Below are 20,039 nucleotides of genomic sequence, written 5' to 3' on the forward strand. Positions count from 1 at the left end.
TCGGCAGCAGCAAAGCTCTTACTAACCGGGAGGACATGCTATTGTTCGACCAAAGAGTTTCGGGTCCAACAATGCGTAGATCTGGCTCGATGTGGAACGTTCCGTCAAGACAACCTCTTCTTCTCGCGTTCGAGTGAGCAGAACTTACGTTGTGCAAGTCCTATTCAGAATAGGACCTCGCCGAGGATGCTGCCCAGTTAAGCGCACTTAGAATACGCTCATAAAAATAACGCAGTGAGTGTGCCAAGCACACCGAGCGCCAATCCGATATCGGCGAACCTACCATTGGCCCGTCTCGAAACAGCAGAAGCGTGAGAATCGGTTACACCACCAAAATTGCTCCCACCGATATCGCGATATGCAGATATTTTCGAGATGCATATATCCCAGTGCATATCCGAAGACGAGAAGGATACCGCCGAAGGGTATCAGCAGAAACATCGGCAAGAGCGTTGTCAGGTCCCCGCCGGCCTTTCCAAACTGCTTTGAGGCAATCAACGCTGCGATTATCGAAAGCGTTACTCCAAAGAAAATGGCGACCACCGCTCAATCTTCAATGCTGAACTCATCGCCTGACGTATCGAAAGCGCTGTCAAGGTGGTTTCCAATCAATGGACTGCATCTCCTGGCTGCCTTGGACAGCTTGGACGTCGATCTACACGATGCATGCACATGATCCGAGGACGGCGGCATGAGCCTGAACACGACCGCGGTCCGGATCAAGGTGACCTCAAGGATGTGAAACCGAAGGTGATGCGATGCCTTGTCGTGCCGCTCACGCTGCGCCTTGATCGGCTGCATCTGACGCTTCAGGCGGCGTTTGGCTGGACGAACAGCCATCTCTTCGAGTTCCTAGCCGGCGAAGGACGTCGGGGTATCCCTGATTCCGAAGGAGATTTTGGCAATCAGCCCATCGATGCATCGCAAGACGCGGCTCTTCAATATCGTTCAGGAGACCGGCGCGAAGACGATCCACTATCTCTATGACTTCGGTGACAGCTGAGGCCAAGTGATCAAACTCGAAAAATGGGTCGACACCACGACGATAGAGGGACTTCCCTCCTGCTCGAGGACGTCGGCGGTGCACCCGGCTATGCCAAATACCTTGATGCCAGCGGCGACCTTACTCATCTGGAACATGAAAATATGCGCCGGCCCCCACAGTTCGATCCCAACGTCGTCGCCCCGAAGATGCTCGAGGCCGCCGTCAACGCATTGTCCAAAATTTGGAAGCCGCGGCGTCGCGGCACGCGGCTCAAATAGATGTCAAGCGTCAATCATCAAAAGGGCCGCAGAGCTACGCTTACAGTCCGCTTACCGGTCTGGCAAGCCAAAGTCGGCAATGAAGAGGCGAGGAACTTCAGCTCGCTCACTTCAGCCGGAGTGAGTTTCGGGCTGACGGACCGCAGCGCTTGTCTTGCCGCTTTGGGACCAACCCAGGCAAGCGCGCGCACGCTCGACGGCTAGCGAGGGATAGCTGCCAACCTGGCGCATGCTTGAGCTCCACCATCTGCTTGCCGATGTAAAGCTCACGAGAAGGACCGGACGTTATAGCATCCCAACGGAGCAATCGCGGTTGCTGCCACAGACCAGATAACAGCAGACCTCCTCAGCATTCCCGAGGTCCTCACTTAACGAGTAACGCACATTTGCGCTGTATGAAGTCCAACATCAGCGGAACAGGCAGCCGCAATAGTGCGGCCGGCACCGGCCAGAGGAATCGAGTTCAGAACTGTCGAAGAGCTCAAGCTAAATGATCTCGAAGTATCTCCGACGTTCAAAGTCGGTGACCCGATGTTGAACGGCTTCCCACTCCCAACGGCGCGAGCAAGAAAACGCTTCAACAAACCTTTCTCCGAACACATCACTTGCCGCTGCAGACTCTGCAAACCGAGAAGTTGCCTCTGATAGGCTTTGAGGCAGTCTCGCGGACGGACGACACATTTCCGCGCTTGCATCACCGACGATCGAAGCCGGTAGTACCGGACCTGTCTCGACACCCAATATTCCCGAACCAATCGCACATGCGAGCGCGAGATATGGGTTCAGGTCTGCGCCAGGCAGCCTATACTCCAGGCGATGGGCAGATGGCTCTCCCGGAATGGCGCGAACCGCGCAGGAGCGGTTGTCAACTCCCCAGCTTGGACAGATTGGTGCCCAGCAGCCAGGTACCAATCTCTTGTAGCTGTTGAAGTTCGGCGCAGCGAGCACACAGAAGTCATTCATGTATTCTAGTTGTCCGGCGATGAATTGCCTCATAAGTTTCGAGACGTTGCCGAACGCATCACTGTCGTAAAACGCATTCTGACTATCCGAGGACATCGAGATGTGAATATGCCCGGACTGCCCGGGCCATTCCTCGGAAACCTTGGCCATAAATGTAGCCATCATGCCTCGCGTTTGCGCCCAGGCCTTTATCATCGACTTGAATATGGTTGCTCGATCGGCAGCTTCCAGCGCATCACAATGACGAAGTGACGCTTCGACCACGCCAGGTCCCGTTTCAAAGTGCAGTCCGCTGAGAGGTATTCTAGCCTTGTCACAAAGCGCCAAGATCTCATCGAACAGCTCATGTTGCGCGACAGAGCGCGCAATTGAGTAGCCGAACGGGCCGCGAGTTAAAGGAGTCCATTCGCCGAACGGCTTTTCTTCAATCGTGTCTGCGTTCTCCTTAAACAGCATGAATTCAAACTCGAACCCGGCAGTGCAGTCGTATCCGTGTTCAGCAGCCCTTCGCAGGACCTTACGCAGAATACCGCGCGGGCAGATGTTCTCATGTGCGCCCGTGAACTCCGCGAGGTAGAGATATTGATCGCCAAGATGAGACACCGAACGGCCGGTGCCTGACAGAATACGCAGGTCAGCATCTCCGAACGCTGATAGCGGCTTTTGCGTGAAACTGGCCGGAATGACCCGGTCCGTACAATCCCACGCCAGCACCGCTTCAGAGAACTTGATAACTTTATCTCCCTCCGAGAGATCTTCACCCAAGACGTGTTTGCCTCGCAGAACGCCATCGAAGTCGCTTACGCCGACCATCGCCGCGCGGGCTGGATTCGCTCCGGTCAACCTGGGATCAGTTGGCATTAGTCGCAGTCCTGCATCACTAAATCGAACACCTGGTCCATCCGCATTGCTCGCAACTTGCGATAGTCACTCTCAAGCTGAGTCAAGTCGCTATTCACGAGATAAACGATGCCTGGTGTTGACGCCAAGTCGATCGTGGGAACTAGCTCTTGACCAATCGGAACGAATGCAATGGCGTCCGCGAAGCTCGGGAGCTTGCGGATGGCTTCGAGTCCCGGGTAACCGGCAACGACACCGCCCATATCTGAGATCAGCGAGACGCAAAGTGCGTGAGCCTGCCGCTTGTAGGGCCCGCGCAGCCTCATATGTTCAGCAAAGCCCTTGGGATCTGCGTAGCGCCAGGCCGTCAGGGTCATATGGTTGTGCCCCAACGACATCGTTCGTGCTTTTGCCGACATGGTCCCTTGAAGCCTCGCTCCGAAGTCCACCAGGACCGGTCCCCGATGATCGACGATGATCTCAGCATGAGCCGGTCCGTGGACGATCTGTAGTGCCTGCAACGCACGCACCAAGTAGTCGGACAGTTCCTGAACGATTGGTTCGCTGCCCTCCAACAATCTCTCAAGTGAGCAGACCGATGATGCCCTCTCAATAGGCACCGTGTCATAGGTCCAGGCCTCCGTAACGAAGGCTTCCCCGTCGATCGAGATGGCATTTACGGTATATTGCTGGCCGTTTATTTTTTCTTGCCCAAGGGCAAAACGATTCAACGCTCCGACACGGTTCGTCTTCCCGACAATTGCGCTTAGAGCCCGGCGAATATCAGCATCTGTTGAGCAAAAGAATACATCCTCGGTACCCGTACTGTTCAGAGGCTTGATCACGATCTGATCGAACTTCGCTTCGCGCTTCCAGCTCGCGATCTCTACAGGACTGTCGGACACGACTTGTCTGATCGATCGCACGCCCGCGGAGGTCAGCGCGCAAGACAATCGCGCTTTGTCACGCCGAGCAGCGGATAGCGCGGTCCCATTTGATGGTAAGCCCAGCCGCTCCGACAAAGAATCGGCGAGTTCAACTCCGGTCTCGCAGCCCGCGATAACGAACTCCAATTCCCGGCCATGGAGAGCCTGGAGATGATATTCAACGATGTCGTCGTACCCCATGCGCTCGCTGGGGCGAATGACTTCATCATACAGATCCGCATTAAAATGCGATTGGAATATGGGCGGAATCTGTGCAGCCGACATCACATGCACCGTTCCAATTCCATAGCGCTTGAACTCTTCCGGTAGGTATCGGCCGGTAGAGTATGCGTCTACGATTACACAATTCCGTTCTTTCATGCGGATCTCCGATACTGCACGTAGATGTTGCAGACAGCAACAGCGGTAATGAGAACATTTCCAACGAACGTATGTGACGAAGGCACGATGCGAGAATCGAAGTACTGGAACAGGAAGGTGATGATAGGGGCGGTGGACAGGACCATGTTGACGGTGAAGGGCTCTACGCGGCGAATGCCCTGCTGGATCAAGAGCAAAGGAACAAGGATCGTCGACAGCCCAATTGTTGCGATCGCAAACCAATGCTGCGAGATCTCAGGCACGATAGATGAATGGTCGACCAGTCCCAGCAGCAAGAGAATCGTTCCATAAAAGCGATGCGCCAGGACTTGTCGGCCAGAAAATCCACGGTCGAACAGTAGTTTGACAAGTATATTTGTAAGGGCCAGCGATAGGCCGGCTACGATGGCCAAGACGATGCCAAAGGACGATCGAGCCCCCCACTCCACGCCCGCGTTGCCGCTCGCCGATATCCAAATCATGTAGCTCCCGATCGTTGCGATCGTAACGCTAACGACAATATCGGATGCTGGAGGGGCACCCTGGCGCCTGATCAGTGCGTTTAACCACACTGTTGCGGCGGGCCCCAGCGCCACCATGAAGGCGACGACGATCGCAGGCTCAGCGTATTTCAGTCCTATAAATAGGCCGATCCAGCTGATTGCTGTCACGACATTGAGCGCGACGAAGACCAGGAGCGACGACTTCACCATCGTTGCCTCGCCTCGCTCGTGGCGAGCCAGGAGATTGAACATCAGACAAACAACAGCGAAGGACAGCAGGAGCGCGACGAACACATCCGCTTGCTGAAAATACGACGCCGCATAAACCTCGCCTGCCGCGCTCACGACGACATAAAGCGCCACAAAGAAAACTCCCAGAGCGAAGCGATTCGTCAATCGCTCAGTCTTCCTGTGCCCGCGAGGCGGCGCACGGCCCTCGCAGGACCAGGCGCGTGCATCGGATCCGAGGGACTGTCCTTTCGACCTGCGACCACGTTTAGTTTGAAATGTCACAACCCGCCTCTAGTTCTTCTTAGTTCGGTAGTACCCAACACACGCCTCTCCAAATGCCTTGAACAGTTGCTTGCTGAGAAGATCGGTTGAGACGTGCCATTCGGGGTGCCATTGCACACCGATTTGCAGGGTCGGAGCGCCAATGACCGAAGCCGCCTCGACCAAACCGTCAGGCGCCCACGCCTCCCGCCTCAGCGCCGGGGCAAGCGCCTCGATGCCTTGATTGTGCAGAGAGTTGACTTGCGCTTCGATCGTCCGCGCGATTGGAAAGAGCGCGCCATCGGAACAGATCCTGACGCTGTGCGCGGCGTCGTACTGACGGTCTCTTGGACGATCCGGCTTCTCGGCATGCATCGCGCCACTTTGCGGCCTCCACTCCGCAAGCGATGAGCGAAGCGTGCCGCCGAAATAGACGTTGAGTTCCTGAAGCCCACGGCAGATGCCCAGAACAGGCATTCCGAGCGCGATGGCGCTCTCTATAGTTTGAGCAGAAAGCCTGTCCCGCGGACGGTCAAGGATCCCAGCCTCAACGTCCTGCCGATCAGCCTCCGTCAAGGACGCAGGCGCGCTCAGGACGGCGGGGTCGATGTTCGATTCATCACCTGTCAACACCAAGCCGTCGAGCCGGCGCATGAACGCCGGGGGGACCTCCTCCCCCGCATCTTCGGTGTCGACCGTCGGCAATATGACGCAAGCCACTCCCGCATGACGATGGAGTGCCTGCAAGTACTTGCGCCGCAACCAGTCGCGATGCACACCATCGGCCATAAGACGATTCGAAGTGACGCCGACCACGGCTCGGGTGCTCTCTGGCCGTAGCAACGTCACGCGACCTGCCCTCGCGTGCGAACCTCGGCAACGGACTGCTCATACAAGCGTCGATTTCGCTCTTTTAACTGAGCTATGACGCTAGGTTGACCTTGAGGTCCCCTGACAAAGAGCCCGCCCCAGGTCGCGGCAACCTTCGCATAGTTGGGATCCTGCATTCGGATTTTCTGAGCTTTGCGCAACAGCCAAAACGGGATACCCGGCGAAAGGTGATGCTCAAGGTGGTACTCATCCAGATTCTGCCCAAGGATGGCTCGCTCGAGGAAATTTCCTTTCCGATTCCTGGTGAGATAGACGTTCTGCGTCTCGGTTTCGCACATAGGTGAGTGCTCGGCTAGCTCGATAAACCAGCCGAGGACCTGGAACGTGGTGAGATAGGGCACGATCCAAAATAGGACGACGATATGGAGCAGCCCAACAGCATATGACCCGGCCAGGATGCTGATCCAGAAGAGATAGAAGCCATACTTGTCGATAAGTATGCCTGAGCGACTCTGATCCTCGGCCTCTGTGATCGAAAATCGATTGGTCCAAAGATACTTCAGATACGCTACTGTCGCGCCGCCGAAGATCGGCTTCCAGATCATGTTGAAAGCGTACCGCCCCGGAGGCTGCACGTCGTAAACGCCGCTGGCCAGGAAGAACTTCAGGTCGGGATCCTTGTCCGGGTCTCCGAGATAGGGATGATGCAAATAGACGTGCGAGATCCGGTAGGCCCAGTGGCGCTGGAACAAGGGATAGGAAGCGAACAGAATGCCCAGGACGTAGTTCCAGGTCGTGTTCTTCGCGAGCGTGCGGTGAGCCGCATCATGAGCGATGGTTGTCAATCCGCGCTGATAGGCACCAATTATAAGGACGGCCAGCGGGTAGAGCCACCATGAGACCGACACGGTTGCGAGCGTGCTCGCTGTGATGACAGCGTAATCTTTGGCAATATAAGCGGCTCCCGTTATGTTGTCGGGCCCCAGCTCGGAGAGCTGCCTATTGATTTCTCGGCTGAATTGAACGGCCTCGTAGCGTGATGACCTCAATTTCCAAGCGTCTGCCTGATTCATGAGAACCTCCTCCTGATCGCCTTGCAGGTTGTCAGATTGCGGAAAGCGCCTTGTCCAGATCGCGCAGGATGTCGTTGACATCTTCGATGCCGACGCAAAGCCGGATCGAGCCGCCAAATATGCCCGCGGCTTCGCGCTTTTCCCGCGGGACGGTGGTGTGGGTCGTCGAGACAGGATGGGTCACGAGCGTGCGGGCATCGCCTACATTCGAAACGTGATACATCAAGTCGACGTTCTGGATGAACTTGCGCCCGGCTTGTTCGTCCTCCACTTCGAACATGACCATCGCCCCGTGTCCGTATGCGGCATTGAGTGTCTGTTCGACGGTTTCCCGATCGGCGCCTTCAAAGAGCCCCGGGTAGAAGACACGGTGCACTTTAGGATGCTCCTTGAGAACGTCGGCCACGATCCTAGCATTCGCGCAGTGCTGCTTCATGCGAAGTGGCAGCGTTTCAAGCCCTTGGATCAGTTGAAAGCTCGCAAACGGGGCGATGGCCGCGCCGGTATCGCGCAACCAGGTCATGCGAGCCTTGAGAAGAAACTCGCTTTTTCCAAGATCGTCGACATCGCGCACCGCGTTATGCCAAACAATTCCGCCATGCGCATCGTCGGGACGGTTGAACAAGGGAAAGCGAGAGGCTCCCCGGTAGCTAAACTCGCCGTTGTCAACGATCAGTCCACCGAGCGTCGTGCCGTGGCCGCATATATATTTCGTTGCGGAGTACGTCGTAATAGCAGCGCCGAGATCTGACGGCCGGCATACCAGCGGCGTCGTCGTATTGTCTACGACCAACGGCACGTCGTACTTTCGGCCGATCTCGGCCAGCTGTTTGACGGGGAGCGGAATCAGACAAGGATTCGAGATCACCTCTCCGAACAGGCATATCGTGCGATCATCAATGGCACGTTCGAACGTCTCGGGCCTTCGAGGATCGGCCGTCCTCACGCTGATCCCAAGACGCTTTAATGTGTTGTGGAGCAGGTTCCAGGTATTGCCATATAGATACGGAGAGGCGACGACATTGTCCCCCACTTCGCCACTTGACAGGTTGACGATAGCAAGGAACGTCGCTGCTTGACCTGACGCAACGGCGAGCGAGTCGCGTCCCATATCGACGGCGGCGTAGCGCCTTTCCAGCGCGCGCGTCGTTGGATTGATGATCCTTGTGTAGGTGAACCCATCAGCCTTGACGTTGTAGACGTCGGCAATGTGGTTTAGATCGCCATCGAGTTCATAAGCTGTGTTCTGGTAAATCGGCACTGCGACGGCTTTCGTCGCTACGTCACGTCGATAGCCCGCATGCAAAACAGCAGTCTCGGCCGAAAACGGCAGCTGCGGGTCCCTAGCCGCTCGCGCCGGCATCCTTATGCGAGCCCCGCATGTCTCTTGGGCCAACATCGGCGCCGCTGACCGAGCCTGACGGGACCGTAGATATGTACGAAAAGCGCAGCCCAACCGCTCGATCCAGCTGGATTGGATTTCCCCAATGCAACCGACGCGGAAGCTCCGCGTCGGAAGATGCAGCTTCGAGTAGACGTAAAGGTTGTGGGCCGCCAAGTGGCGATACAGCCCATCGAATCCTGCTTGGTCCACGATTCCGGACGGCGCACTGAACGCGACGCAGACCGGCGACTGCAACTCCGTGGACAGCAGCGGAGACACCAGTCCTTCGAGTTCTTTGAGGAGATCGTCCCTGACCTTCTCATACCTGCAGCGCCTGGCATCAATGCCCTCCTCGTGCAAGATCTCCAAGGCCTTTGTCGTTGCCTGAACGATGTGGGTGGGAGGGGTCGATCGCCACTCACCGGTGCGCTCGAGCGAGCGCCATTGATCTCTCACGTCGAGCACAAACGACCTCGGTTCTTGAACCGCATTCTCGAGCAGTTCGCGAGACGCGATGACAAACGCTACTCCCGGTGGCCCTTCTATGCACTTATTGCTCGATGTGACCAGGACGTCAGGTCCACGCTGGCTCAGATCGATATTAAGGGCACCGAAAGAACTCATCCCATCGATGATAGTCTTTACGCCACGCCGCCTCGCCTCCTCCACGATCGCGTCCAGCGGATTGACGATTCCGGTTGTCGTCTCACAATGCACGAAACATAGGTGCGTAACGCCAGGATTTCGGTTCAGATGCTCGCCAATTTCTTGAGGGTCCAAAGGATCGGTGGCCCGCTTGACAAGCTTTAGTGCTTCGACACCCCACAGCTGCAGAATTCGTAAAATGCGCTCGCCATAGATGCCGTTTATGCAAACGAGCGGCCTGTCGGCTCGGGACACAAATGAAGAGAGAGCGGCTTCCATTGCAAAGGAGCCGCCTCCCTGAATAGGCACCACCGAATAGTCTTCAGGATTTCCCAGCAAGCTGAGCATCAGCCGCCTCATGCAGGCGGTCACTTCATTGAACTCGCAATCGCGCGATGCGAGATCAAGCTGCATCTGGCTCCTGACTGCCAGCGATAACGACAATGGGCCAGGCGTCAGCAAAGAGCGCTGTCTTGTCAAACCATTCCTCCTCAGGTTGTAGTCGTCAATGGATCTGGAGAACGCCAAGCCACCAGGGGAGCCCCTTGGCGAGCGTCGACTTCCTCGTGTCAACAGCTTCGGGGCAAGCATCATAAATCGCGGGCGCGTTTCCGGGCCGGCGCCCAAAACACCTGCCGGATGGCACCCTCCATATCTCATCGCAGATACGGAGCGATCTCACATAAAGCTCATCACCGATGCCATTCACAACCGCGCCCTCGAACGTAAGTGGCGCCGACGCGCGCTCTCATCCCAACCATCACACATGCGCTGGCTTGAGCGCCGTCGGCTTCTTGCGTCGCGAAGCAGCAGCCCGGCCGACCGACCGACCGACTTACGCCGTGAACCTGCTCTATTCAGGCAAACTTGACGTTAGGAAAACGATGCAGTCGGATGTCATCGCGCCCGGATGCAGATCAAGACACGGCACTCTTGATGATCGTCGTCGGCAGCGGGAGGTTGATGTGTGGACTTGAGCTTGATGCATTCGCACTCCGTCGTCGTTGGAGGGTTTCGGACGCTGATGACCTGTCGCTGTCCATATGAACATCGTACAACTTGACGTTAGGGGCGTTTCAACCCTCTCGGGAGATTTTCTCGCGTGAATTTTTCCTGACCGTACTCGCATCTGCCCGCGACAAGCCGACGTAGACAGCAGAGTGCGGAGAATCACAGCGAGCTATAATTAATTTGAGAGTTCGACATCAGGACCGCCGGCCTTCCGCCTGCGAGCGTGCTACCTGCAGGTAAGTGATGGCGAAAACTTCCCGTTCACGTGCGATCCTCGCCATACCCCCAGATGGAGTACGTGCTTCTCCGCCGTGCCAGCGAGATCCCCCTGGATGGTGGTTCCTGGAAAGTGTACGCCCTCGTCGCAGATGACTGCCGGTATCACGTCGTTGCGCTTGAATGAGCGGCTTTGGCAGGCTGTGGTCGAGCCCGGCTTGAAGACAATTGAGCGACCTTTGAATGCTGGCCCTTTAGCAACGATCAGTTCGTCACCTTTCGGCGAGTCGCCGCGAAGCAGAATATGTCATCCTGCTTTGCTAGGACTACGTCGAGCCGACTCCAGATGAGTGGCACGTGTCCTCTCTGCGAGCAATCGCTATGCGGTAGCATCTCTCAGTTCTGTACGCCGCTTCGCGGCGAGAACGTCTTACGGATCAATCATCGGCTTTGTAAGCGTGCCGTGGTCGACGCGCGTGAGGCCCAAGGTGAGCCGGAGTTCCATCGCGTCGCGGCACTCAATGAGCGCAAGTACCTCGGGCGAGGCGCTCTGGTTGGACGGATCGCACCTCCAAGCACTTCTGCTCGCGTTGGCTCCTCTGCAGCGCCAGCTCGTTGATGGCGAGCTCGCGTTCGACGCGGTCTACCACGCGGTCGAATAGGTCACGGTTGACCAGAGCCGATGATCAAGACATCGCCTTGTCGCTTGCCATGGATGAACTCCCTTGCCTTTTCGGCCGCGCCCATCGCCGGCTTCATGGCGATCAACGGCGGCAGGCGGGACGGAGCAGAACCCGAAGCATGGCGGAGGCCCGTAGCGCAGCGCAGCATGGCTAGGGTTCGCGGCTGCTTTGTCGCGCGATGCGAAGGCGCGAGACGTACGCGGGCCGGATCGGTCGACGAGCGGCGGCCAAAAGGAAGCAAGCTTCCCGAAAGGCATAGTCGCGACAGGAGGGAGTCGAGGCCGACTGCTAAGTTCGGATTGGTCAATATACTGAAGCAAGCGCCCGCTCGCTGGAAGCGCCAGGCTCGGAAAACCGAGGCTCCACCTTCATACTGCGCGAAAGATCGAAGCCGGCCGAGCCGCTGCCTGGCTTGGCTTTGCGGGAGCTCGGCGTATCGCTGGCCGCACGCGTAGCAAGAAGCGCTAAGCGAAACTCAACCTACTAGGAGTCGGACTTCCTTTCTGGCTGTCATCGCGTCGTAGATTCTGATCTGGAGCATGGAACGGCGCTTCTTGAGCTCCTGCGCTCCCGCGCATGCTCCATCTCTGCTCGCGTACTCGTTCTTGAATTGACCATCCACTTCGAGCACGTAACCGGAAGTTGCCAGTCGAGGAGTGGGGGCGACAATTTTGTTCCTTTAGAGCGAAAAGTCCTGTCGCAGGCCCGCCTGAGCCGAATCGCCTTGGCCAGGCCAGCAGGATATTGCTGCGAATCGATGGTGCGATGCGAGAGACATCTAACCATCAAGAATTGAGCGCGCCATCAAGACATCCACTACCGCTTCCGCTGAATGCTCTAGGGTCTGCTCCATAGTCCTGAGATGAATCTCCGGTGTTGTTGGTGCTTCGTAGCACGAATCGATCCCGGTGAAGTTCTTGATCTTGCCGGATTTCACTTTTGAATACAGGCCTTTTGGGTCTCGCCGAGCGCATTCCTCGATCGGCGTATCGACAAAGACTTCTATGAACTCTTCCTTGCCAACCAGGCCGCGCACCCTGTCCCGTTCGGCCCTAGAGGGCGAGATGAACGAGCAGATCACAATCAAGCCGCTGTCCGCCATCAACTTGGCAACTTCACCGACGCGCCGAATGTTCTCCACGCGGTCCGTCTCCGAGAAGCCGAGGTCCGCGTTTAATCCGTCCCGGAGGTTGTCGCCATCCAGCAGCATGGTATGCCGCGACATGCCACACAGCTTTTGATCAACCAGGTTGGCAATCGTCGTCTTTCCCGCGCCAGACAGGCCAGTGAACCAGATGACGCAAGGCTTCTGATTCTTGAGCGCGGCGCGCTCCCTCCTGTCCACGGATAGCGCTTGCCTAGCAATATTGGTGTCCCGCCGTAGCGGAAAGGCGATCATGCCGGCCCCGACCGTACGATTCGTGTAACGATCGATGAAGATAAATGATCCGGTCTTTCGATTGAGGTCGTAAGTATCGAATACTGCGGGCATTGCGGTCGCAACATCGCAGAAGGCGATCTCGTTGAGGGAAAGCATCCCGGCGGCCAGATGCTCACAAGTGTTGACGTCGATCCGATGCCTAATTGCGGTAATGCTGCCGGTAATCGTCTGTGATCCAATCCGCAGCACGTAATTGCGTCCGGGAGCGAGCGGCTCCTTGTCCATCCAGATCACATAAGCGGCGAACTGGTCGGCGACCTTCGGTCGGTCGTCCGGTCGGGACAGAATGTCGCCACGGCCGATATCGATTTCGTCTTCCAGTGTAATGGTAACCGCATCGCCGGCTTCGGCGCCGACAAGGTCGCCATCGTGGGTCACGATCCGCTTGATGCGCGTGGTCCGTCCCGACGCGGCGACAACGATCTCGTCTCCTGCCGAGATCCTCCCGGAAGCCACCGTCCCGGCATAGCCCCGAAAATCCGGGTTTGGGCGGTTCACCCATTGGACCGGAAAGCGGAAAGCCTGGCCTGCGATGCCGGACGGGATGTCAATGCTCTCCAAATGCTCGAGCAGGCAGGGACCATGATACCAGTTGGCATGAGCGGAGCGGTCCACGACGTTGTCGCCGTAGCGGGCCGAGATCGGGATCGGAACGATCGAGGTGAAGCCGAGACCGGCGGCAAAGGCCAGATAGTCACGGGCGATCCGATCGAAGCACTCTTTGTTGTATGCGACAAGATCGATCTTGTTCACTGCCAGCACGACATGACGAATACCGAGCAGCGAGCAGATAAAGGAGTGGCGGCGGGTCTGAACCATCACGCCTTTGCGGGCATCGATCAGGATGATGGCGAGCTGGGCATGCGAGGCGCCGGTAGCCATATTGCGGGTATACTGCTCGTGGCCCGGAGTGTCGGCCACCATGAAGGAGCGCCGCGGCGTCGTGAAGTAGCGGTAGGCGACGTCGATCGTGATGCCCTGCTCCCGTTCGGCCTCGAGCCCGTCCACGAGCAACGCGAAATCGATGTCATTTCCTGCGCTGCCGTGCTTAATGCTGTCGCGTTCCAGCGCCGTGAGCTGATCGTGGTAGATCATCTTGCTGTCGTGCAGCAATCGGCCGATCAGCGTCGATTTGCCGTCGTCCACCGACCCACATGTGATGAATCGCAGCTGATCCTTCGTCCTGGCCGGTTCCGTTGTCGGCTTTGCAAACATCAAAAGTAGCCTTCCCGCTTCTTCTTCTCCATTGAAGCGGCTTCATCGGTATCAATGAGGCGCCCCTGGCGCTCCGACACAGTCGCGGTTTGCATTTCTGCGACGATGTCTTCGATCGTCGTCGCATCGGATTCAACAGCCCCGCTCAAAGGATAACATCCAAGCGTGCGAAAGCGGATCATCCGCATTTCCGGCGTCTCCCCGCAGTTAAGCGGCAGTCGCTTGTCGTCGATCATGATCGTCGCACCATTTCGACGCACTGTCGGTCTTTGTTTCGCGCAGTAGAGCGGAACGACCGGAATCTTCTCGAGCATGATGTATTCCCACACATCGAGCTCGGTCCAGTTTGACATCGCAAACACGCGCATGGTTTCGCCCTGGCGGATCCGTGTGTTGAACAGGCTCCAAAGCTCCGGCCGCTGGTTACGGGGGTCCCATACGTGTCCGGCCGAACGGAAGGAGAGTATCCGCTCTTTTGCGCGACTCTTTTCCTCATCGCGCCGGGCTCCACCAAAGGCGGCATCAAATCCGTGGAGGTCGAGCGCCTGCTTCAGCGCGTCTGTCTTCATCACCTGGGTATGGAGCGTGGAGCCGGAATCGATCGGATTGATCCCGCGCGCGATGCCCTCCTTGTTGATATGGACGATCAAGTCGAGGCCGAGCCGCTTGGCTGTCGCGTCTCGAAAGCTGATCATCTCGCGAAACTTCCAGGTCGTGTCGACGTGAAGCAGGGGGAAAGGCATTTTTGCCGGATAGAACGCCTTGATCGCAATGTGCAGCATCACGCTTGAGTCTTTTCCGATCGAGTAAAGCATGACCGGCCTTTTGAACTCGGCGACCACATCACGCATGATTTCAATCGATTCAGCTTCGAGACGGCGCAGATGTTTCGGCAGCATATGTCTTCTTTTCGATGCAGGATCTCTGTTCTTCGCCGTTCTATGGCTCCAGCCCAGAGTGGGGAATATCCGCGGCGGAAACGGCCGGCCAAGAGGCAGGCTCGTCCATGAGGTCAAGCCCAATTGGACAGCAGACTTGCAGACGCGGCAACATATCGCATTCCGCCCCTGGTGCGGCCGGCGCCGACGTCACACCTGATCGGGAGATCAGCTCGTGCGGGTTAAGGATCTTGGCTAAATCAACCAGCGTGTTTTGATCGCAAGCATTCAGATCGCCCTAGGAGATATTGAGGATCTGCTCAAGCCGCGCGACCTCGCCTCGCAACATCTCGATAGCCGCGTCGCGGTTCTCCGAAACGTTCCAAGCAGTGTGGACCGGCTCTCCAGCGTGAGAGGGGCCGGATAATGCTCCTGCCTTGGTAATTCGCAAATCCCACCAGGTTCGGAATATCCGACGATAGAGTTCGGTTACCTGACCTCCCCTATCCAGCACTCCGGCTTTCTGTGCATGCAGCAGTTCCTGCTCATATCCGAGTTCCAGCAAAAGCTCAGCGCCGACCAAATCCGTCACGGTCTGCATCTCTTCGACGCTCAATTGAGATTGCCATGACTTGACAGAGCTTTCGTCGACGGCGTTTCGTTCCAGGATTTTTCGATCCCCAAAGCTGCTGGATCGAAGATAATCTGCTTGTCTCATCCCGGTCGATGCGACGGCCGCTGGGTCACAGCCGAGCCCCGTCAACAGACGCCGGGTTTCCTCGTCCGGATGCGCCACGAGCAGTTCGTATTGCACGAACTGTGTCTGCGGGCGAGTGCGGTACGCGGCGAGCTTGGGAAGGCCCAGAACCAAATCGGCGAGTGAAGTTATGATGACGTCGGGCAGACGGAGCATGAGATCGGCGAGACCGGATACGCTAACCGAATGCGAGGTTTCTGTCCGCAGTGGGATGCCCCATGTCGACTTCAGTGAAGCGGCGATGGCATAGGGATTGCGCATCAGAAGGATGTGTGGCGCTTCTGGATAGACAGATTCAAGAAACTCAAGCACCGTCCAATAGCGTGGTGTCTTGTCTATGATGATGCGCTTGCCCGCTTCTGCCAGATACTGATCGTATGCTGCATCGGCAAAAGCTCGGCTGACGATCGTGCGATCTATCCGCCCCAGGAATTCGGAGGTCGCGGCCTTGATCAGTGAGCTGCCCGCCGGGTGACGCTGATCCACCATGCCAAACGCTTCAAGCGCCAACATCAACCAGGGTTCAGGCGGAGCCACGATGTCTGGATGGTGCTGGAGCAAGTGCGCCAGGAGTGTCGTCCCGGATCGCGGAAGACCGAGGAGAAAGCACACCTCAGGCGAACGGCCAAAACGTCCGCTCATCGTTCAGACCCTCCTGCTTGAAAAGCAACCCCTGTCCGCGCTCGCTCGATTGAGCGAAAATAGCCCGCCGCGCGATCACATGGGCAACCGCATGCGTACAAAGCGTCAAAACGACAAGAATTTTGTCTACCACTCATGACTTGAGAACCGTTCAGTTCGATCGATCGGGCGGGATCACGGAAGCATAACTGCAATTGCCTCCTCGATTGCTCGACAGTTGAAACGAAGTCAAGCGCCAGCTCAATTGCACGAAGGTTGATCGCGATATGGGAAGGTTGGGAAGAACTATACGAACGTTTGCCGAAGACCGCCCGCGGTACATGGAAGGTTATTGCGTGTAGTCATAAGCTGCCCGTTGCTGGGGCATTGAAGCCGTAAATGCGACATGCACCTCGCTGATGTTCGGCGTACAAGAGCAGACAGCTCGGCGAGCGCGGCAAAGAAGCAGACCACATCGCGGACATCTCACTTGGTGGGGCGCAGCTATCGTGTCAGCGCGCATCGATCCTGACGCAACTTTGCCGTGAATGCTGCCGTGGTCCGTCAAGACACTGTGCCATAGCTCCGGCCCGCCTGTTGTTCGCAAGCCCATCCGTCCGAACTATACCAACCGTTTGATTTACCTGCTCTTGCAGCACTGCCGCTCCCCTAATCGGCCCTAAGGACGGTTGTAAAGAACAGAACCTGGCTTAAGATGCCACCGGATTTACCTGATCCAGCAAGCGAGCTTGGCCGCATCTATACTGACGGAGACGAGATTGTCCGGCCGTTCATGTGGGAGAGCAGACCACGCGTGTCTCGAAGAAGAACTTGCCAGATTTCCTACCGTTGTGCTGGGCATCACTAGGCCACGTGGACGATCCTGATGGCGGTGGCCTATTTGGGCATTGAAAAGGGTGTACCGGTCAATCTGGTGTCACGATTGATGCACGTCGACCCTTCCTTCGTGACGACCCACTCAAAGCTGCTAGAGAAAAACGGTTTGCTGCGGCATAAGTCCTCCGCAAACGATACCTGGATCCTGCAGATGTCGTTGACGGCCAAACGCGCTGCATCTCGCGACTTTGGCGCCACGACAGGCAGCGCAAAATGAGCTCACTTTTGATGAAAGCGACGTTGACCGATCAAGCGAGCTCATTGCCAAGGCTGCTACAATGAGGCATCGCCTGGAAAGGGCCCGCTCTGGCATTCAGAAGACTAAACGCACGACTGTCAGAAATGGAGCTCGCTAAGCATGAGGCTCCCATCCTTCGAATATGTCTTGAAGCAGCGCGGTCGAAGGTGGTTGTGGTCCGTGCACAACGCCGACGGCACGCAGGTGATGACGGGTACAGGACGTAACCGCTCCGCCGCCATCTACCAAGCCAACAGAGCGCTGTTTCAATTGCTGTTGAGCGCGCCATATCGCGTCGGAGCTCAAGCTAGCCAACAGGCTCGGCGCAGTCCGCTTACGACCAAACTTTAGCCTGGCGTGAGCTTCGAGGACGCCCCATTTGCGAGGTTGTTTCCATTTGGCTAAAGCGATCAGCCGATGTATTCGGCCCAGCGCGGCCAAGACTGCCTCGCCGAAGCTGAACAAGCTGCTGGCCGAACGGATGCTAGATTCGGCCCCTAGGGGAGTTCGTCTGAGACTGGTCAGCTTCTCGAAAGGTAACGCGCCCAGGACTGAGCGTTGTGGCTCCATCGCATGCGTTCCGGGACCGAGCGTTTCGGCATTTTATCTTCGAGACAGAGTTATGGCAAAGGCTATGTCTTCACTCGCGATCACACATCGCAAGCGGCCGTCGCCCCCCTTCCAAGAATCTTGATCAAAGATGAGGAGGCGCTGGAGCGCATTCCGCGACATTGAAGTCCAGCACGTGCGTGAAAGACTCTCTTATCGCGGATCGGCAAACCTAATGTGCGACAAAGTTTCTATGACCAAAGAGGGCGGCCCGCGAGCCGCCCTAACGCGCCATTAGGCACCGCTGCTCAAAATTAACGCTGATGTCCGAGTCCGATCCCGAGATTTAAGGCCTTCTGGCGTAGCGCGCCGGCGCTGCGTTTGGTCATTTTTGCTATCTTTATGACCGGGGTCCGAGCCTTCGAATGGACTTTGAGCTCTTTGATATCTGCCTTGGTCCACTCGCGCCGCTTAACGCGTTTCTTGGTTGCTTTTTTCACGATGAATGCTCCTTCTGAGAAGAGGGCTTGTAACATAGTTTTTTCGCGCGACGACAGTAAAAAAGGACAGTCGTCGGAACTCGCGCCGGGTATTAGCTCGGTCATGTTCTGGAATGGCCAATCGCGATGAACCTGAACAGCTGCATCTTGGAGAGGTTCGTGATTTATATTAAGCTTAGAGCGATCAAACATCGAGGTTCCTGTCATTCAATTATAACGAAGCCTCTCAACACAGAGTCTGTACGAAGTTTACAATTCCACTGCTGCACTAGTCCAGACGCCCTGTCTTCCGAAAGCCATGTTAGTCTACGTGCTTAACTTCGAATAGAAGGGCGTCGATTGGTGAAACATCGGGGCGGTCTCTTGCTATGGTCACCTTATGACGATTAGCGCGCTCGTTATCTAAACGCCAGAGACCCCTTGGGGCTTGCGCGAATACTAGATCGGTCACGTCTTCGTGTCGGTCGTCCGGGCTCGGCTCAACGCGTCGGAGTGCACGAAGACATCAGCTCCTCCATTCCTTAGGTTTGATGAAGCCATATCATCCCTTGGTCGCGCTGAACCACTTCACATACCAATAGCCACTGCATTATGTCCAAACTGAACTTGCGCGATCTAATCGGGTTACGTGGCCATCAGCAAGGGATTGAGCGGCAAGCCGTCACGCCGATAGCCCTTGCGCGGGCTCAATCGCTTGCCGGGGAGCGCTTTCTGCGCGCGCTCGTTCGTAGCTGGGAAGACACCAGGGGCGCCTACTCATCTTCGGGCTCTTGCGCGATCTCCCGCTCAACCTGACCCTGCTTAGCACCCAGATCTAGCAGTTCGAGCCTCTCAAGAGCCTTCCTTCCGTCGTCGGTGATAATCCAGCACCCGGCCTCTCGCTCGATCAGCCTTTGGCCAAAAATATCGAGTTGGGGCGCGCGGCTCGCGATGCGCTTCATACGCGCCGGCCACTCTGGGCCGCTGCTGTAATAGATGGCCAAATGCTGTTTAACGACTTCGATGCTCGCCCGTCCGTGCGGCTGGCCGGCAAGTATCTTCAGTATGGACAGCTGAAAACTCACGCGAGCACGCCATCGAGTCGAGGAAAAGCTCCATAATACTTATCCTGAGGGAAGTCGCAGCGCCGTGCGCCGCTTTTCAAAAGAAACCTTGCGCCATAAGCCTGATGAAGCAGGATATCCACCTGCCGTCGACGCGGTAAGCAAGGTTCTCGACGGCATCCTGCCCAGAGTGTTTTGGAGAATGGGTCAGCGGAGATAGCCGCGTTGGCTACGCGTGTGACGAGTTCTCCCCTGTCGTCTTCGACCGATTTGAGATCAAACTACGTCGGTGGTAACCGCGCTGTTGCACATCTTGGCGAATGACATCGCTCACTGAACGCACCGCCCGCTTCTTTCGCTTCCAACTGCCGGCCAACCCCGCAGGAATCGCAAACCCTCGCGGAACGACCAAAAGATCGCGTCTTCCGTTCAAATAAATATCGAACATGTCGTCCCTCGTTTGATACGAGCGTAGATCGCCGGTTCATACATTTGGTGACATCGAAGCAACAGTTGCGCTTTAAGACTCTACGCGAGTTTTCTCCAGATTTCGCCCGCACTTGAGCGTGCATGGCGCAATCCCGCTTCTCCTTCACGTGCTCCGCATTGCCGAGAATACAGGAGCCTTCGCACGCCTTATTGTCGCTAACAGATCCCCTTATCGGGGCGTCGTTCTCGATAAGGTAATA

Annotated in this window: 14 protein-coding genes; 3 read left to right on the forward strand and 11 right to left on the reverse strand. The window is 56.8% G+C overall.

What is annotated here, in order from left to right:
- The first annotated feature begins 672 nt into the window (after positions 1-672).
- Together OWC48_RS41965 and OWC48_RS41970 are read left to right on the forward strand one after the other, a co-directional pair.
- Positions 673-987 carry an IS1096 element passenger TnpR family protein gene (locus OWC48_RS41965; protein ID WP_282525258.1) on the forward strand — a complete coding sequence of 105 codons (315 nt, stop codon included), beginning with the start codon at positions 673-675 and terminating at the stop codon, positions 985-987.
- Between the two features lie 39 nt (positions 988-1,026).
- Entirely contained in the window at positions 1,027-1,263 is a 237-nt protein-coding gene (locus OWC48_RS41970; protein WP_282525259.1) for an IS1096 element passenger TnpR family protein, read from the forward strand.
- 486 nt (positions 1,264-1,749) lie between these two features.
- Here OWC48_RS41970 and OWC48_RS41975 read toward each other — a convergent pair whose 3' ends face one another.
- The 9 genes from OWC48_RS41975 to OWC48_RS42015 form a co-directional block, all read right to left on the reverse strand.
- Positions 1,750-3,087 carry a glutamine synthetase gene (locus OWC48_RS41975; RefSeq protein ID WP_282525260.1) on the reverse strand — a complete coding sequence of 446 codons (1,338 nt, stop codon included), beginning with the start codon at positions 3,085-3,087 and terminating at the stop codon, positions 1,750-1,752.
- Complete coding sequence (locus tag OWC48_RS41980; RefSeq protein WP_282525261.1) at positions 3,087-4,373, reverse strand: ATP-grasp domain-containing protein; 1,287 nt, start codon at positions 4,371-4,373, stop codon at positions 3,087-3,089. The genes OWC48_RS41975 and OWC48_RS41980 overlap by 1 nt, the downstream gene beginning before the upstream one ends.
- A complete protein-coding gene (locus OWC48_RS41985; protein WP_282525262.1) occupies positions 4,370-5,272 on the reverse strand; it encodes a DMT family transporter in 903 nt (300 codons plus the stop codon). Before OWC48_RS41985 ends, OWC48_RS41980 begins: the two co-directional genes overlap by 4 nt.
- A gap of 126 nt (positions 5,273-5,398) precedes the next feature.
- On the reverse strand, positions 5,399-6,217 hold the full coding sequence (locus tag OWC48_RS41990) for a gamma-glutamyl-gamma-aminobutyrate hydrolase family protein (RefSeq protein WP_282525263.1): 819 nt from the start codon (positions 6,215-6,217) through the stop codon (positions 5,399-5,401).
- A complete protein-coding gene (gene rtxC / locus OWC48_RS41995; protein ID WP_282525264.1) occupies positions 6,214-7,272 on the reverse strand; it encodes a dhydrorhizobitoxine desaturase in 1,059 nt (352 codons plus the stop codon). The genes OWC48_RS41990 and rtxC overlap by 4 nt, the downstream gene beginning before the upstream one ends.
- Before the next feature lie 31 nt (positions 7,273-7,303).
- Positions 7,304-9,715, reverse strand: coding sequence for a 2-aminoethylphosphonate--pyruvate transaminase (locus OWC48_RS42000; RefSeq protein ID WP_404979900.1), 2,412 nt, complete (start codon positions 9,713-9,715; stop codon positions 7,304-7,306).
- 2,274 nt (positions 9,716-11,989) lie between these two features.
- A complete protein-coding gene (gene cysN, locus OWC48_RS42005; RefSeq protein ID WP_282525265.1) occupies positions 11,990-13,867 on the reverse strand; it encodes a sulfate adenylyltransferase subunit CysN in 1,878 nt (625 codons plus the stop codon).
- A complete protein-coding gene (cysD, locus tag OWC48_RS42010) occupies positions 13,867-14,823 on the reverse strand; it encodes a sulfate adenylyltransferase subunit CysD (RefSeq protein ID WP_282525287.1) in 957 nt (318 codons plus the stop codon). The genes cysN and cysD overlap by 1 nt, the downstream gene beginning before the upstream one ends.
- Positions 14,824-15,043: 220 nt before the next feature.
- Positions 15,044-16,144 (reverse strand): sulfotransferase, encoded by a 1,101-nt coding sequence (locus OWC48_RS42015; protein ID WP_282525266.1) that lies wholly within the window; start codon positions 16,142-16,144, stop codon positions 15,044-15,046.
- Positions 16,145-17,009: 865 nt separating this feature from the next.
- Here OWC48_RS42015 and OWC48_RS42020 point away from each other — a divergent pair.
- The gene (locus tag OWC48_RS42020; RefSeq protein WP_282525267.1) at positions 17,010-17,237 is read left to right on the forward strand and encodes a hypothetical protein; all 228 of its coding nucleotides are present in this window, start codon (positions 17,010-17,012) and stop codon (positions 17,235-17,237) included.
- A gap of 884 nt (positions 17,238-18,121) precedes the next feature.
- Here the strand turns inward: OWC48_RS42020 and OWC48_RS47585 are convergent.
- Entirely contained in the window at positions 18,122-18,499 is a 378-nt protein-coding gene (locus OWC48_RS47585; protein ID WP_404979901.1) for a hypothetical protein, read from the reverse strand.
- 560 nt (positions 18,500-19,059) lie between these two features.
- Positions 19,060-19,371: a hypothetical protein gene (locus OWC48_RS42030; protein ID WP_282525268.1), complete on the reverse strand. Its 312-nt coding sequence runs from the start codon at positions 19,369-19,371 to the stop codon at positions 19,060-19,062.
- Between the last annotated feature and the right edge of the window lie 668 nt (positions 19,372-20,039).

This window comes from Bradyrhizobium sp. Arg816 (genome assembly GCF_029989365.1).
Taxonomy (GTDB): domain Bacteria; phylum Pseudomonadota; class Alphaproteobacteria; order Rhizobiales; family Xanthobacteraceae; genus Bradyrhizobium.